The 13,883-nt window shown below is 32.5% G+C and carries 27 protein-coding genes; 25 read left to right on the top strand and 2 right to left on the bottom strand.

Features of this window, described 5'->3' with window-relative positions:
• The first annotated feature begins 26 nt into the window (after positions 1-26).
• The 19 genes from MKY95_RS19395 to MKY95_RS19305 all read left to right on the top strand — a co-directional run bounded on the left by MKY95_RS19395 (position 27) and on the right by MKY95_RS19305 (position 8,285).
• Complete coding sequence (locus tag MKY95_RS19395) at positions 27-233, top strand: hypothetical protein (RefSeq protein ID WP_339193973.1); 207 nt, start codon at positions 27-29, stop codon at positions 231-233.
• Positions 234-774: 541 nt separating this feature from the next.
• Entirely contained in the window at positions 775-930 is a 156-nt protein-coding gene (locus tag MKY95_RS19390) for a hypothetical protein (RefSeq protein ID WP_339193972.1), read from the top strand.
• Positions 931-977: 47 nt separating this feature from the next.
• Complete coding sequence (locus tag MKY95_RS19385; protein ID WP_339193970.1) at positions 978-1,163, top strand: hypothetical protein; 186 nt, start codon at positions 978-980, stop codon at positions 1,161-1,163.
• 51 nt (positions 1,164-1,214) lie between these two features.
• On the top strand, positions 1,215-1,532 hold the full coding sequence (locus MKY95_RS19380; protein ID WP_339193969.1) for a hypothetical protein: 318 nt from the start codon (positions 1,215-1,217) through the stop codon (positions 1,530-1,532).
• A gap of 61 nt (positions 1,533-1,593) precedes the next feature.
• Positions 1,594-1,737 (top strand): hypothetical protein, encoded by a 144-nt coding sequence (locus tag MKY95_RS19375; protein WP_339193967.1) that lies wholly within the window; start codon positions 1,594-1,596, stop codon positions 1,735-1,737.
• A gap of 20 nt (positions 1,738-1,757) precedes the next feature.
• Positions 1,758-2,102, top strand: coding sequence for a hypothetical protein (locus tag MKY95_RS19370; protein ID WP_339193965.1), 345 nt, complete (start codon positions 1,758-1,760; stop codon positions 2,100-2,102).
• Between the two features lie 40 nt (positions 2,103-2,142).
• Entirely contained in the window at positions 2,143-2,460 is a 318-nt protein-coding gene (locus MKY95_RS19365; RefSeq protein ID WP_339193963.1) for a hypothetical protein, read from the top strand.
• A gap of 56 nt (positions 2,461-2,516) precedes the next feature.
• A complete protein-coding gene (locus MKY95_RS19360; protein ID WP_339193961.1) occupies positions 2,517-2,909 on the top strand; it encodes a hypothetical protein in 393 nt (130 codons plus the stop codon).
• 44 nt (positions 2,910-2,953) lie between these two features.
• The gene (locus MKY95_RS19355; RefSeq protein WP_339193959.1) at positions 2,954-3,277 is read left to right on the top strand and encodes a hypothetical protein; all 324 of its coding nucleotides are present in this window, start codon (positions 2,954-2,956) and stop codon (positions 3,275-3,277) included.
• A 16-nt stretch (positions 3,278-3,293) separates the two neighbouring features.
• Positions 3,294-3,515 carry a hypothetical protein gene (locus tag MKY95_RS19350; RefSeq protein WP_339193958.1) on the top strand — a complete coding sequence of 74 codons (222 nt, stop codon included), beginning with the start codon at positions 3,294-3,296 and terminating at the stop codon, positions 3,513-3,515.
• A gap of 61 nt (positions 3,516-3,576) precedes the next feature.
• On the top strand, positions 3,577-3,759 hold the full coding sequence (locus MKY95_RS19345; RefSeq protein WP_339193956.1) for a hypothetical protein: 183 nt from the start codon (positions 3,577-3,579) through the stop codon (positions 3,757-3,759).
• Between the two features lie 306 nt (positions 3,760-4,065).
• A complete protein-coding gene (locus MKY95_RS19340) occupies positions 4,066-4,344 on the top strand; it encodes a hypothetical protein (protein WP_091019920.1) in 279 nt (92 codons plus the stop codon).
• A gap of 30 nt (positions 4,345-4,374) precedes the next feature.
• Positions 4,375-4,803, top strand: a complete 429-nt coding sequence (locus tag MKY95_RS19335; protein WP_339193955.1) for a hypothetical protein — start codon at positions 4,375-4,377, stop codon at positions 4,801-4,803.
• A gap of 64 nt (positions 4,804-4,867) precedes the next feature.
• Positions 4,868-5,266, top strand: a complete 399-nt coding sequence (locus MKY95_RS19330) for a hypothetical protein (protein WP_339193953.1) — start codon at positions 4,868-4,870, stop codon at positions 5,264-5,266.
• Positions 5,267-5,287: 21 nt separating this feature from the next.
• Positions 5,288-6,160, top strand: a complete 873-nt coding sequence (locus tag MKY95_RS19325; protein WP_339193952.1) for a hypothetical protein — start codon at positions 5,288-5,290, stop codon at positions 6,158-6,160.
• A gap of 32 nt (positions 6,161-6,192) precedes the next feature.
• Entirely contained in the window at positions 6,193-6,363 is a 171-nt protein-coding gene (locus MKY95_RS19320; RefSeq protein ID WP_339193950.1) for a cyclic-phosphate processing receiver domain-containing protein, read from the top strand.
• Between the two features lie 10 nt (positions 6,364-6,373).
• Complete coding sequence (locus MKY95_RS19315; protein WP_339193949.1) at positions 6,374-6,556, top strand: cyclic-phosphate processing receiver domain-containing protein; 183 nt, start codon at positions 6,374-6,376, stop codon at positions 6,554-6,556.
• 33 nt (positions 6,557-6,589) lie between these two features.
• Positions 6,590-6,787, top strand: a complete 198-nt coding sequence (locus MKY95_RS19310) for a hypothetical protein (protein WP_339193947.1) — start codon at positions 6,590-6,592, stop codon at positions 6,785-6,787.
• A gap of 49 nt (positions 6,788-6,836) precedes the next feature.
• Positions 6,837-8,285 (top strand): hypothetical protein, encoded by a 1,449-nt coding sequence (locus MKY95_RS19305; RefSeq protein WP_339193945.1) that lies wholly within the window; start codon positions 6,837-6,839, stop codon positions 8,283-8,285.
• Positions 8,286-8,356: 71 nt separating this feature from the next.
• Here MKY95_RS19305 and MKY95_RS19300 read toward each other — a convergent pair whose 3' ends face one another.
• Positions 8,357-8,845, bottom strand: a complete 489-nt coding sequence (locus MKY95_RS19300; protein WP_339193943.1) for an RsfA family transcriptional regulator — start codon at positions 8,843-8,845, stop codon at positions 8,357-8,359.
• 232 nt (positions 8,846-9,077) lie between these two features.
• Here MKY95_RS19300 and MKY95_RS19295 point away from each other — a divergent pair, with 232 nt between their 5' ends.
• Complete coding sequence (locus tag MKY95_RS19295) at positions 9,078-9,449, top strand: type II toxin-antitoxin system PemK/MazF family toxin (protein ID WP_256975341.1); 372 nt, start codon at positions 9,078-9,080, stop codon at positions 9,447-9,449.
• 10 nt (positions 9,450-9,459) lie between these two features.
• On the opposite strand, the gene MKY95_RS19290 is transcribed toward MKY95_RS19295, so the two are convergent.
• Complete coding sequence (locus MKY95_RS19290) at positions 9,460-9,678, bottom strand: helix-turn-helix transcriptional regulator (protein ID WP_339200018.1); 219 nt, start codon at positions 9,676-9,678, stop codon at positions 9,460-9,462.
• 174 nt (positions 9,679-9,852) lie between these two features.
• Here MKY95_RS19290 and MKY95_RS19285 point away from each other — a divergent pair, with 174 nt between their 5' ends.
• The 5 genes from MKY95_RS19285 (at position 9,853) to MKY95_RS19265 (ending at position 13,882) form a co-directional block, all read left to right on the top strand.
• Positions 9,853-10,050 carry a hypothetical protein gene (locus MKY95_RS19285; RefSeq protein ID WP_339193941.1) on the top strand — a complete coding sequence of 66 codons (198 nt, stop codon included), beginning with the start codon at positions 9,853-9,855 and terminating at the stop codon, positions 10,048-10,050.
• Positions 10,051-10,265: 215 nt separating this feature from the next.
• Positions 10,266-11,579 carry a DNA sulfur modification protein DndB gene (locus MKY95_RS19280; RefSeq protein WP_339193939.1) on the top strand — a complete coding sequence of 438 codons (1,314 nt, stop codon included), beginning with the start codon at positions 10,266-10,268 and terminating at the stop codon, positions 11,577-11,579.
• 1 nt (position 11,580) lies between these two features.
• Positions 11,581-12,600, top strand: a complete 1,020-nt coding sequence (locus MKY95_RS19275; protein ID WP_339193938.1) for a hypothetical protein — start codon at positions 11,581-11,583, stop codon at positions 12,598-12,600.
• A gap of 143 nt (positions 12,601-12,743) precedes the next feature.
• Positions 12,744-13,361 (top strand): hypothetical protein, encoded by a 618-nt coding sequence (locus MKY95_RS19270; protein ID WP_339193936.1) that lies wholly within the window; start codon positions 12,744-12,746, stop codon positions 13,359-13,361.
• A complete protein-coding gene (locus MKY95_RS19265) occupies positions 13,358-13,882 on the top strand; it encodes an accessory gene regulator B family protein (protein ID WP_339193934.1) in 525 nt (174 codons plus the stop codon). The genes MKY95_RS19270 and MKY95_RS19265 overlap by 4 nt, the downstream gene beginning before the upstream one ends.
• The last annotated feature ends 1 nt before the right edge of the window (position 13,883 follow it).

Here is a 13,883-nt window from a genome sequence, read left to right as displayed (position 1 = left end):
AGAAATATATGAGAGGTGTGATATGTTTGAAAAATATTCAAATGAAGGATTCAGATGAGTTTCAAGAGAAAGCGGCAAAGGCACATGGAGATAAGCCTTGCAATCATAGTAGATTGCTAAAGGAATATATGCTCGGAACCGCTACAGGAGACTATATCTGTGAAGATTGTGGTAGAATGGGATTTGGCTCAGATTGGCCTGAGAAGGAGCGCCAAAGACGTGCAAAGGGTTGAGTACATATTGGAGATACTTAGGTATCTCTTTTTTTGTTGAAAGATAATTTTCCTCTGCCAAATTTTTAATGATAATATGAGATCATGAATAACATCTTAGAACTGACTGGATGGTGGATATCATGAGCAACATTCTTGTTAAATGCTCTAGAGAAAGATGTAATAACTACAGAAACGAAAATGATCCTCTTGGATTATGTTTCGTATGTCAGGAATATATGTTGAATGCCGCTGAAAGAATTAGAAAGACTATTAATAAGAAAACTCCCCAATTGGCGTCAAAGTATCCCTATAAAACTAAAGAAGAGTTAAACAAATACACCTTTAATATTTGTCTGCTAAAGAAATGCAAGTCTAAAGTCTTTATGAGGGAAAGATGTAAGAAACATTATATTGAATATATGAAAAAGAATAATAAAAAATAGATTCAAACAGAGATGCTAATTAGAGCATCTTTTTTTATCTTTTAAGAATAAAAATATGTATACAAATACATCTGTTTATGATAATATAAGATTATCAAATAGAAGAGGTGATCACAATGTACCAAGTGGTTGTCATTGAAAAGATTTTTGGTAAGATTGAAGTGAATACATATGGGTTTCCAACAGAACAGCAGCGGGATTTGTTTAAAGAAATGTGTGAGGAAGATGATGTAATTGTTATTGCTAAGGATCGAATTGCAGTTGCAGTTTAGTTGAAACTATAATTTTATAAGGAATTTAGATGAAGGAGATATTTGGGATGAATAAGAGAACTCTAGAAGAAGAAATAGAATTTTATGGTGCACAAAAAGTAATGGAGAATGTATATGTTGGTACTGAAGATATAGATGGATTTATGGTAATCTCAAAAGAGGAGAAATCTTTTATTTCAATTCATGTTCCACACTACGCAATTACTGCAATAAGCAAACTCGTACTAAGATAGTTCTTATAAGAACAAACATACTTAACTAAATTCATTTAGGAGGCAAATAAGATGATCAATCAAAAATGTGTTTTCTGTAACGGTAAGGGAGTGATTCCTCATTTTCATCATATTGAGAACGGAAAATGCTTCAGATGCAATGGAACAGGGAAAATGATTTCGATTGCACAAGAAAAAGAAACTCATCAAGAGGTATGTTATTGTGGAAAGAAGCATTTTAAGGCAGGAGACGAGTGCGTAAGCATATTATTAGACAGTGATCAGTTTACAGAATATCAGTATGTGTATTTTCACAATGATGTTTGCAGTCACAAATATATGACAGACAACAAAGCGGAAGAAATGTATATTACCAACACGAGGTTTTAATCAAATGATCCTTTCATGAGGATAAAAAGTTAAAATTTCAATAGAGAAAGAGGTATTCAAAGTGAAAGCAGAAGAAATGATTGGTGACCGTGAATGTCCAGTATGTGAAGAAGATACACTTGTGGAGGCAGGTTCTACAAAATGGAGATGCCTGAAGTGTAAAGAAGTTTTCGATGAGGCTTATCTTGATGAATGTGCGGAATAGATAATATGGGGGATTCAACGGTGAAAACAGGAGACACAGTATATCTTAAAGCAGTAGGAAATAGAGCGAGAAATCATAAAAGTCCTGAAATAGCTGAATATGTAATTGATAAGATTGGTAGAAAATACTTTGATGTCCGTTCGGTTAAAAATAAAAACACAATAATAACTTTTGAAATTGTAACGAAAAGACAAAGAACAAATTATGAACCAGACTGGAAGCTATACTTTTCCAAACAAGAAATTTTAGACGAAGAAGAAACTAAAAGGATAACTAGCAATTTAAGAGAAAGGTTTGGTCGATATGGGACAGTTGATTTAACACTAGATCAATTGAGAAGAATCGAACAGATCATCAATGAGTAAATCAAATGAATAATTTATTCAAATCTAAGGAGATGAATTCATGTATGAAGTCTATTGCAAAGAATGTAATATAGACTTGACTTTTAAGAACATCAAACGTTTAGCGGATTTAGATGGTGAGAGAATTGGACTGTTTTGTTCTGGCTGTTTTCCAAAAGCTGAAAAAATCCTAAAAGAGCGGCGTTTTGTTGAGGAATATAAAGGTATACCGATTTATCTAAAAGATAATAAATTTGGATTTTGGGGGGCAACATATTACTTCTCAAATTTAGACGATGCTAGGGTTAGAGTCGATAACAGGCATATTGCTTTCATTGATACAGGAGCACTTAAATTTATGGTAAATCATTTGAGATGATAGATTACAAATTTGAACGAAAAGATTATTTTATAAGAAATGGAGACGAAATAACAATGCAAAACAAACGTGATGAATTGGAATTATTTATGGGTGCTATGCTTGGAGAAGGTCAGTCATCGACTATTGAAAGACAAGAAAAGCGCGGACAAACTGAACTGACTAATGCTAGTAGATTACCATGTAAGTATAACGGTAATCTTCATGAGCAAGGCACATATATAGAAAGACTGAGAGAAATGGGAATCGAGACCGTTCAAGACTATAACGAGCAATATTCAAAAGGGGATTTGTTTTTTGATGTAAAACTTCCTGATGGATGGAACATCAAACCTTCTGAACATCACATGTGGTCTTACTTAACAGATAACAAAAACAATGAAAGAGCATCTATTTTTTACAAGGCTGCTTTTTATGACAGAGATGCTTTCTTACGATTTAATGATTGAGAGCTGATGAAAGGATTCTTTCATCTTAATAGGGGAGGGAAGCAATGGACTACCTAAAAATCCTATCGTCTAAGTACGGTTTGATAGAGGAATGTTCAAGCCATGGGGTGACTGTTTTAAAAAGTAGTAATTTATATATACAACTAATAGAACCATATAACAGGACAGGCTTTCAGTATCGTTTAAGAGCTGACTTTCCAGAAACATTTAATAGATGGAGTATGGCGCTACTCGAAGAGGAATTCTTAAACGATGGGGGATTCTTGCAAGTATTAGAGGCACTTGATACTTTCATAAAAGATAAAATAATGATTATTAATAAAAAAACGAATGATATGGGGTTGAGTAAAAGAAGTATTTTACTTTAAGACTGGAGGATAAGCCATGTTTAAAATTGCACCTAATTGGTATGTGAAGCTAATGAAAGTTTGCGCTATTGTTGGGCTGTTGGGAATATTACCAGCTACATTTCTAGAGGCCGCAATATGGGGTGTCGCAGATGGACAAATCATTTATTGGTTACTTATAGTATTTTTAGTGTCAATATTGATGCCTCTCCTGTTCTCGGATACTAGAAACGCTTTATTAGGAGCAACAAAGAGTTGATGAAATAAGTCTTTCTAAGACAATTATAAAAAATAAAAATACGAAAAGAGGATCATAATTAATGAATACATACAACTTGATTGCTAACGGAACTGTTATCGAAACTATTGAAGAGCAAGGCCGATGCCAGAACACAATGGCATACGTGTTAATGGATCGTGTATATGCCCTCACATCTCAACTGAAGGAGCACATTAACGTTATTGTAAGTGAAACCGGAAAGGAGCATTACTATAATGTTTAAACATGGTAAACGGTTTTCAGATGGTACATTGAGAGTGTTGAGTCATAATGGGAATTGGATCAATTTAAAAGAGGCAGCAGAAAAATATAATGCAAAATAAACTAGTGAGGGGCGACTATGTGTCGTCCTTTTTAAGTGTAAAAATAAGTATTGTATTGTAAAATATTATGTGATATAATTTCATTATCAAGTAATGATGTATTGGATGAAGCAACAGTGTACTGTTAAAGTTTACTGCTATATAATTATGACATACATATGATTGTAAAAGGTTTATTTCATTTAAATTTCAGGAGGAGATGTATTATGGTATTTGAAGTTGGAGATGTTTACTTAGCTAATGATGGAGCAAAATATGTTGTATTAAGTGTGAACCACGAAGGCAACTTTCATTTCAGACTCAAGGTGTTGAAAGAAAAGAATCCAAGATCTGTATCCATTCAACTCACAAACACAGTAATTACAGTTTTGCCTGATAATTTTGAATTAGCCAAAGAAGAGCAATCAAAACATGCGGTTAAACTAGATTCTATAGACAAAAATACTATTGAAGAATTAATTGAAAAGACCAAGCTAATCAAATAACTATTTCATTTGAAGTCGGGAGAGTTTTCCATGAACAGCTCAAATTGGGAATTAAGAAGAGCAATTGAAGATGTGATTAGATCGAATGTAAATTATGGAGGAAGTTTTCAAGAGTATCACTTGAAATTCCGGAAGAAGTTCTTTTCAATATTTAGAGGAGAAAGTTCATTTAAGAAAAGTAAAATGGAATTTGTAGATTATGTTGAATCAATTGATAGACTTAAGGAATATTTCGAAATTGTTAGCGGAAATTCAGATATAGTTATAAAGAGGTTAAATCAGGAAAGAGCCGAAAAAGCCAATGCAAATAGAAGATTAATTGAGGAAAAAAGGATTGAAGAAATCAAAAGAAGGGAGCTTGAAGAAGAAAAAGCTTATTTTGAACGGAGAAAAAGAGGGGAACCAATGGGGATAGATGATCTTATTTTTGAACTGAGACAACGAGATAAGGAAGAATAAAGTCTTCTTATATTCTGACGCTTAGTTAAAATGGCTATTTTACCAAATGGAGGAAGCAGAATTAATGATAGAAGATACAATTAGACGTATAGTAAATTTGCATGTAAATGATGCAAATTTTGATTTTAATTATGATATATCCCCTATGGCTTATAATCATGAGACAAACACCTTTAAGTATTCTGAAAGGTTGTGTCAACAAGAATCCAAAAATTATGAATTTGACTACGAGCACTTTGTTATATTGCTTACATATCATGAAATAGGCCACTATTTAGATTTTTTAAACAACCCGCATAAAGCAGAGTTCATTAATATACCAAGTATGCAAGATATACTTGAATTGGGAGCTTGGGAGTATGGAAAAATTATTATTCCAGAAGACCTTCAAGATGATTTCGATGAGGTGAATTCACGAAACTATCGCTATTATAGCTTCATAATTCATAATAAATTAATCTGAAAAGGAATGGAGAGACGAATTGTGACGAATGATCAGACCAAATATCCTGATTTTTATGAAGCGGCTGATGAACTAGATGATCTTGTTAGAGACGGCATTCTTGGTGAAGAGGCAATTAGGAATTTAGAGAGAAGAGACTCCCTTAACATGGAAGAATATTTAGTACATATATTTGATCATTGGATGGGTGATAAAGATCAGATTGGCAAAGACAACGTAAAAGATCTTATCAGACAATTTATTGATTTCTTTGTTGAGGCTGTTCAGAAGCAACCACAAGATACATTCGACATACTGTCTGAATACTGGAGAGGTACACAAGACAACCCAGAACTAGAGGGTATGAGTGGTTATACGGAAGCTGTAAGATTCCATCGAGAAGCAATTAATGGTATATATCAGATACAAGGTCAAAACAATAAATCTTCAGATATCAAAAGAGTTGCAGGAGCTTACATCACGGCGTACTCAAAGTGGGTGGAGTATGTGGGACAATTACTCTTTCCGTGTATTAAAATTGCTTTATTGATTAATGAAAAACAAATTAACGAAAATCAAATTTTTCGAATGACCTTAAATAATAAAATTGATTTTTTTAACTCCGAGACCGACAATAAGTACTTCGCACTGAACGATCTAATCAATCGTACAATTCGGAACGCCGATTCACACTTATCAATTAAGTATTCATATTCAAAAAATTCTCTTGAATACAAAAAAAGATCACAAGGGAAAACTCGTGTTTTTACTGTACCTATTGCAGAATGGATAACAGAAACATATCCTAAACCCGGCTGGTTTGTGCAAGCATTTATTATGTCTACCATACTAGCCTATTTAGGTACAACAAACACGGAATTGTTCAGAGTAAAATATGAGAGTTTGTTCTCATAAAAGATGTGTTTCACAAGGAAGGATGTGCGACCATGAGAGATAAGATCAACCTATACGTTGACGACCTCAGAGACTGTCCAGATGGCTTCGTGGTCGCTCGTACATATTATGAAGCAATACATATTCTTGAGACCAAAGAGGTGGCTATTCTTACATTAGACCACGATCTGGGCGAGGATGTGGATGGTGTAAGAGTTACCTAATGGATGTGACTTGGTTAAGTATTTCTGTGAACATGGATTAAGAGCCGATAAGATCTACATACATACGGATAATCCTGTTGGGAGACAGAACATGTATGAGACTCTATTAGCAGCTCAACGAAGAGAGTTCATTGCAGAGGATATTGAGATATACCATTATCCGATAACAGTGAACAGGTATTCTGGTAAGTAAAAAAAGATATGCCAGATAGAGGGGAGATCCACTATGGATAATAAAAATGAAGTGATTTTTGAATGCAGAAAATGTGAACATAACTTATTTGCAGAAAGCATTGATTTAAAATTAATTGATAGAATTTCTAAAATGAACTGTCCGAATTGTGGTGAGGATGCAGAAAGGAATTGGATTTTAGTTGGCTTGGGAGATTCAGAAACACAAGAGAATGAGTATAATTGGAGATAAAAGGCATGATTCATCGAATCTTTAGTTAAAAAAAGAGTGGGGGAACACTTTGAAATTAACCAATCCTTGGAGTAAAAGAAGATTAAGTAGACGCGAAAAATTTGGACGTTTCTTGGCGCAACAAATATCTCGCATTGAAATTAAGGAACAAGATCGAAATAATTTACTATCATGTTTTTATTGGAGCAAAAAGGGTTCAATACTAAATAAAGGCGAGGTCTCCATTCCGAAAGGTACTGAGGTAGACTTATTATCCATAGTGGCTGCCGAGATAGTGCCAGTAGAAAAGTTAGCAGACTTAAAAAACGGATTGAAAAAGTTAATTCATCAGTATCGTCCAGAATTGAACATTAATAATCTCAATTATATTGATGAATTTTGCGATAGTGTAACAAGTAACATTCATGGAAACCGATGGAGCAACTTAGGCTACATAAAATTCAGGGGAGACACGGAGATAGGCAGCTTTGTAGATCGCGTCAACATACAGGCGACACAGGTTACATCTTCAATTGTGGTTGTGAACTTTTTGATAAGCCCTTCTTCCAAATATTTATCCAAGTTAAGGGATTTGATCCAGAGTAATGTTGAAGGAGAGTTGATATTCAAACCCAAAATTAAGGGGTTTTTAAAATATTGGAACAGCTCAACTCTACCTCCTGAGATTGTAAAAAGAAGAATGCTAGAAGATCAAATTTTAGAATTAAAATGGAAATTATTTAATACGATTAGTGATTATATCCCAGCTTTCTTTTATAAAAACAACATCGTAGCTCCGAGCTTGTTGTTGTATAGAATTAAACAGGAATCTGATATACCTGAGAAAAATTATTTTTGGCCTTCGGTTGGATTAAAAAATGGACGTAATTATAGTCTATCAGAAGATAAAATGTGGGATCTCCACGAAGAATATTTTGACGGATTCGACGACTCTCTTAATATTTTATATAATGCAAGTGACGATGAGCACTTCGATAAACAAAATGAAGATTTTATTATTCATAAAGCAGATGACTTTGTTAGGTCTATATTGCCAATAATGACAGTCAAAAGATACACCCTTTGTATAAGTGAAAAGATTGCTTTGTTTCGAGTTAGTTCATATAACTCAATGTCCATTAAAAAGATCAACTATAAAAACATAATAAATCTCAGACTAGAACTAGAGCGGGACATTCATATGTTCAACAGGATCAAAGACGAATTCGAGGCAGACTATAGCTATTATTCAAAACTTCAAATAGAGAGTTTCGACAAGCTCTTGTTTGAATATACGGTCAATTTAATTAATAAAACGGATGATCATGCAAAATCATTAACTAGACAATTTGACAGTACTATTCAATTGGCAACACTACAGACAAATTTTTCTTTACAGAGGAAAACAGTAGCTTTAACAATTGCAACTATTTTTTTAGCGGTGGTTGCAATTTATCTAACGTACTATCAGATATCTCATAATACAACTGAACATTTATTTAATTTTTGGACAAAATAGTCAATTGTTGTGTGTACAGAAAAACACAATAAAATGTAGATTGGATAAAGATATATAATTAAACCCACCAATTAAATGGCGGGTTTTTTGTTGCGTTCAAATAGTCCTAAATCAGCAGCCTTAGACAATATCATAGCAAGAGCCTGAGTATTTTGCATTGTATCCGAAGTCATCTCAGAACGCTTAATTTCGATCTCTAAGGATACGTTCTGTATCTTTTGTGCTATTACTTCTTTTTCTCTGTTAAGGCGCTGTAGTTCATCCTTAGCGGCTAAGAGATAGGTAATAGCACCATCAAATGAAAATGTGTTATCTTTGAAAGTTGAAGCAGATTTCAGTTTACTATTTAATTTCTCCGTTTTTGCGTTAGCGATAGCCTCTTTATATTTGTGTCTTACATTAGAATTCCAGCGGAAACCACAAGCGGCAGAAGTTCTGCTTAATTTTTCACCAACATCAGTAAAAGCACTTAATTGTGTTTTCCCACTAGCAATATTGGTTAAAATAGTTGTAGCAAGTAACTGATCATCGTCAGCAGTCCAGTTGTCTTTTCTTACCATAACTTCACCTCAACTTACCTTTTAATAACATATATATCCTTTTTGTCAATAGTTTATACATTCCTTTTGGGAATATTTTACCCCCTTACTAATTATTCTTGACTTATGTGTGATAGAACAAACGTTCCCTATTGTTATATGAAGTGATTACTATTATAATAGTGAATATACAGATGAGAAATAAAATTAAAGAATGAATATAATAAATAATAATTATACGGAGCGTGATAACATGGCAGTTGCTATGGATCAACTACTAAATAAAGAAGTTAAAAGACTTGATATGTGGAATGCAAATTTGGGAAGAAACAAAGGAAGCGTTCAAAGTGGAGAGAGACCAGTCGTTGTATTGGGGAATGATAGGGGCAACAAATTCAGTCCAGTAGTAATTGTTGCACCAGTAACAAGCAAAGTAAAGAAACATTTACCCACACATGTAAAAGTGGGAGCTGAAGAGGCAGGATTGTATGATGACAGTATCATTTTATTAGAACAAATTATGACTATTTCCAAAGATCAATTAGAATTTAAAATTGCAAGCTTATCTGAGAAATTTCAGGCCCCAATTAAGAGTGCTTTAGCAGTTTCCCTTCAGATGCTTTAAACACTGTGTTCTACTTATGTAATTTTACGAGATCATTTAAATCTTCAATATCTAATACTTCACAAATAATAGCTAGATTTTTCATAGGTATTTGCTTAACATCATTATTACATAGGTCATTAATTGTAGAGTGTCTAATTCCAGTAAGCCGAGAGAATTCTCTATTCGATATATCTCTAGAATCTAATATAGATTGCAATTTTATTTCGAACCACCAATTTGTACGCATACTTGACATGTAAATAGTCTCCTTTTATAATAGTAATAGTTAGTGGAACGAATATCGTTCCACATAAAGCACATGACAAAAAACTCCCTAAAAACAGGAAGTCATATCATTCTTCATTCTATCATTTTATTTAGTTACGCAACAAGAGGAGTCTATATGAAGAGATACAGTTTAATGAAATTAATTGACTATGATAGTACATCAAAAATTGAGACTTGGAAGTGTTTAAAACTAGGAGCGGACAAACCGCATGAATTAAGCAACTTTTTGTTTAATGGTTATAGAATATACGATAACAAAGATAATATAGTTAATCAAACAAAATTAGATTTAACTCAATGGCTAAAAGATAACGCTAAGTCTCAGGAATGAGGCTTTTTTTGTGTTCAATAAACTTTTTGCATTAGCAATTATTTTGTAGTAAATTAGAAATTAAGAAGAAAAAAACATCATTTATTCTTCGTAATCATTTTAAATGTATTAATAAATTGTTAAGAAACTTTAAAAAATAACTAAATCACCTTTAGATGATGTATTATATTTATTCTTTTATGCTATACTTATTCTAAAGGAGAGTGTACATATTTATGAAATTAGAAAGAATTGAAATTGAAAAAAGGATTATAGTCTCTTTAAATGGAATTAAAAATTCAAGAAAATCTTTAAATGAATTAAATACTATATTATCTGAGTATAATGTACCCTTTGGAATTATCGAATCTATAAACTCAAATGCTTATGTTATAACTGAATTAGAGTTACCAGTATTAATTGGAATATCTATTGCACTTTATGATTTAACTAAAGATAACGACTTACATACAGAGTCCTTGTTCGGAGATAGAGAAATAAGAGATGCTTTAGATATTCTAAATAGTACACTTAGTGAGAAAATATATCTGCCATTGCCTTTTAGTGATGTTATAAAAATTAAAGATGATAGTTATGTTACGAAAATTTCAGTCAAGCAATTAGTCAAAATGTTTGAAAGCCAGCTTATAATATACGATTACGAAGCGCAGCGTGGAGCAAACTATAAGGTGAATAAGTCAGGTGGTATTGTTAAAACCCCAGTTCTGAATAAGGCCAGTGTTAAGCGAATTGCAGGTAAGATGTCTACTAATGATTATTTCGAAGATATGATAACATTTAACGTTTATTCAACGGAAATTGAGCCCTTAACTTTTCATGAAGAACAGAAAACCTTAATTATCAACAATGGATCTATTATATCAATAGTAGATGGATTTCATCGACTACAAGGAGCAGTAGCAGCTCTTCACCTAAATCCGAATTTAGAGTTAGATCTAATATTATCAATTAGATCTTATGATCAGCCAACAGCGCAAAAGTTTTTTGGTCAATTAAACACAATTAATGTTCTGAATAAAGTAAGAAGGAATGAGCTATCCCAAGTTAGAATGTCAGATAAAGTGGTATCAAACTTACAACGTAAATCTGAATTTGGTAAAAGAATTGTATCCTCAACTAAAATAAATGAATTAAACGGAGATTTAACAACTTTTGATATACTTTCTTATGCAATTGATAAACTATTTAAAATAGAGAAACAATTTGATGTGCTTCAAACCGCAGATTATTTAGATAACTTCTTTGTTTATCTTCTTGGGACATACTCTTTAGAATTTTCACAAAGAACCAAAGAAAGTACAGGTATATTAATAAACCATCCTTTAATGTTTATTGGATACACTGTGATTGCAAAGTATATGCAAGATAATAAAGTAGCCTTGAGCGAAATTAAGGATATGATAAATAAAATTGATTTTGAAGACGAAAATTTAAAGACATTACTCAATGAAAAGGGTATAGCTGGAAACTCTAGAGTCCGTAATAGCATAGTCGAATATTTTGAATCTTTATTTAGAGGTGTAAAATAAAATGAATAAAATATATGATGATGAATTTTTCAATCCGCTACAAAAAGAAAGGTATTTAAAAGATCAGACAGAGTCAACTAAGATAGCATACAAAAGAATATTGCTTAGAGCCTCAAAAATTGAAAACAAACTTGGTAAAGACCTTTATGATTTTAATTTAAGTGAAATAGGCCAATTACTATATATTTTGAAAGCTACAAAACTTAGTACTGTTATGCATTCTGGAAACATAATTCAAAATTATATCAGATGGGCAATAGCTCAAGATCTACGGGTGGACAATATTAATCCCTTAGACGCTGTTGCTTCAGGCGAGTATTATAAGCAGTTTCTAGACACCAGTGAGCCAAACATTTTTCATCACAAAGACATATTGAAATGGGTCAAAAATTGCATGAATTATCAAGACAAGATAGCTATCTTGGCGATATATGAAGGAATCTACGGAAGACAGTATAGTGAACTGTTAACACTTAAAATGAGCAGAGTTAAAGAAATAAGCGAAAATCCCCCAGCGTATGAAGTAGATCTAGTAAATGAAACATTAGATGGTAATGAAATAAGAACAATTCCTATCTCAAATGATCTATATAATATAATGAGGATTGCGAATACAGAAGAGGTCAATTATAAAAATAATGGATTAACATTTGATGGAATGAGAAACAACAAGAATTATTTGACTAAAACAGATTATGTGGTTCGTGCTGCTGAAGATGCGCGCACCAGAGCGCAGGGGAATACCCCAGCGGCTCCAGCTTTAATAAATAGAAGAATTAAGAAGATCGCTGAACTATATCAAGTTCCAACTCTAACTCCAACCAACATACGAAATAGCGGTATGCTCTATATGGCTCATAATTTACTCGAAGAGCGAAACAAACTGGAAAAAGAGGAGTATGCTTTAGTATGTGAAAGATACAACGTAGGACGCACAAAGGATGGAGATTATGTGTATGGCAGACTAAAAGCAGACTTTCTGAATATTGAAAATATAGAATCAATTTATGGAGAAGAATAAAGGTTATCTTTATTCTTCTTTTTTTTAATAAAATGATTGACGGAGATCGAATCTCGTGGTATATTTAATTTATCAAATACATATATTCATTCTTAAAGAGCGGAGAGATTAGGAAAATGAAAAGCGATCTAATGTATGCCCTGATGTCATTATTGGATGGAATAACAATTTTTATGTTTGCCTTCGGTTGCTTTAAAGTAAGCTTCAAGGATTATTGGAAAGAAATTTTAGTGAGCAATGTAATAATTTCAGTAGGAACATTCTTGATGAGATCTAATGATGCAATTTCAGGAGCCATCCCATTAATATGTTTCGTATCATTAGCAGCACTGTTGACATTTTATTTTAGGATTAGACCGGGGAGTAGCATTAAATTAGCAATCTATGGATTTGGAGTTCAATTCATATCACAGATATCTGTAGCAATACTAATGATGTTTGCTTCTGGGTTAAGTTATTCAGTCACACTAAGTAGTTACGGATTTTATATTCAACTCATTGGAGATTCAATGTTGATAGTGCTTACTTTAGTCTTACAAAGAAGAAGGATTTGGTATACTACGATGCCATATGACTACACTTTTAAAATTAAAATAAACAAAACAAACGTTATCAGTATCACTATTGGGTTACTAGCAATTATCTTGCTTTACAATGTTAAGCAAATTGAAAATGTCTACCTTGGTCTATTATTTTGGATGGTTTGCCTAATAAATATTATTTTTATAGATGTCGTTAAAGAAAAGAGTGAATCAATATGATCGATAGATATGTAAACAACCTTTCCCAAACACTAGTTTCCAAATACCCTAACGAATTGCCACCATATGGAATAACAAGATACGGAATTAAGTTTATAATTACCAATATCTTACCTATCATGTTATTGTTACTTGTCGGTTTTATGTTAAACAACTATAATAATGTTTTAATGAGTATTCTGTCATTTTCATTACTCAGAATGACTTCTGGGGGATATCACAGTAAATATCCAGAATTATGCTTAATTTATTCAACAATAATAATAATTTCTATAGCTTCATTTGGTGATAACTTTGAGGGTTTTGAATGGATAATTTCTGGTATAGCTTTAATTTTAGTTACGATATTTGCACCATCAAATATTGAGAATCAAACTAAGATTTTAAAAAAGTATTTTAAGTACTTAAAGTACATATCAATTTTAACTGTATTGATCGGAACTCTAATTCAGAATCCAATTGTTAGTTGCTCAATGTTAGCACAAAGTCTCCTTTTGGTTCGCATGAAGGGAGGTGAATAAA

The sequence above is a fragment of the Paenibacillus sp. FSL P4-0176 genome, from assembly GCF_037975265.1.
Taxonomy (GTDB): Bacteria; Bacillota; Bacilli; order Paenibacillales; family Paenibacillaceae; genus Paenibacillus; species Paenibacillus amylolyticus.
The sequence above is the reverse complement of the archived record's forward strand: the minus strand, read 5'-3'. Positions and strand labels throughout refer to the sequence as shown.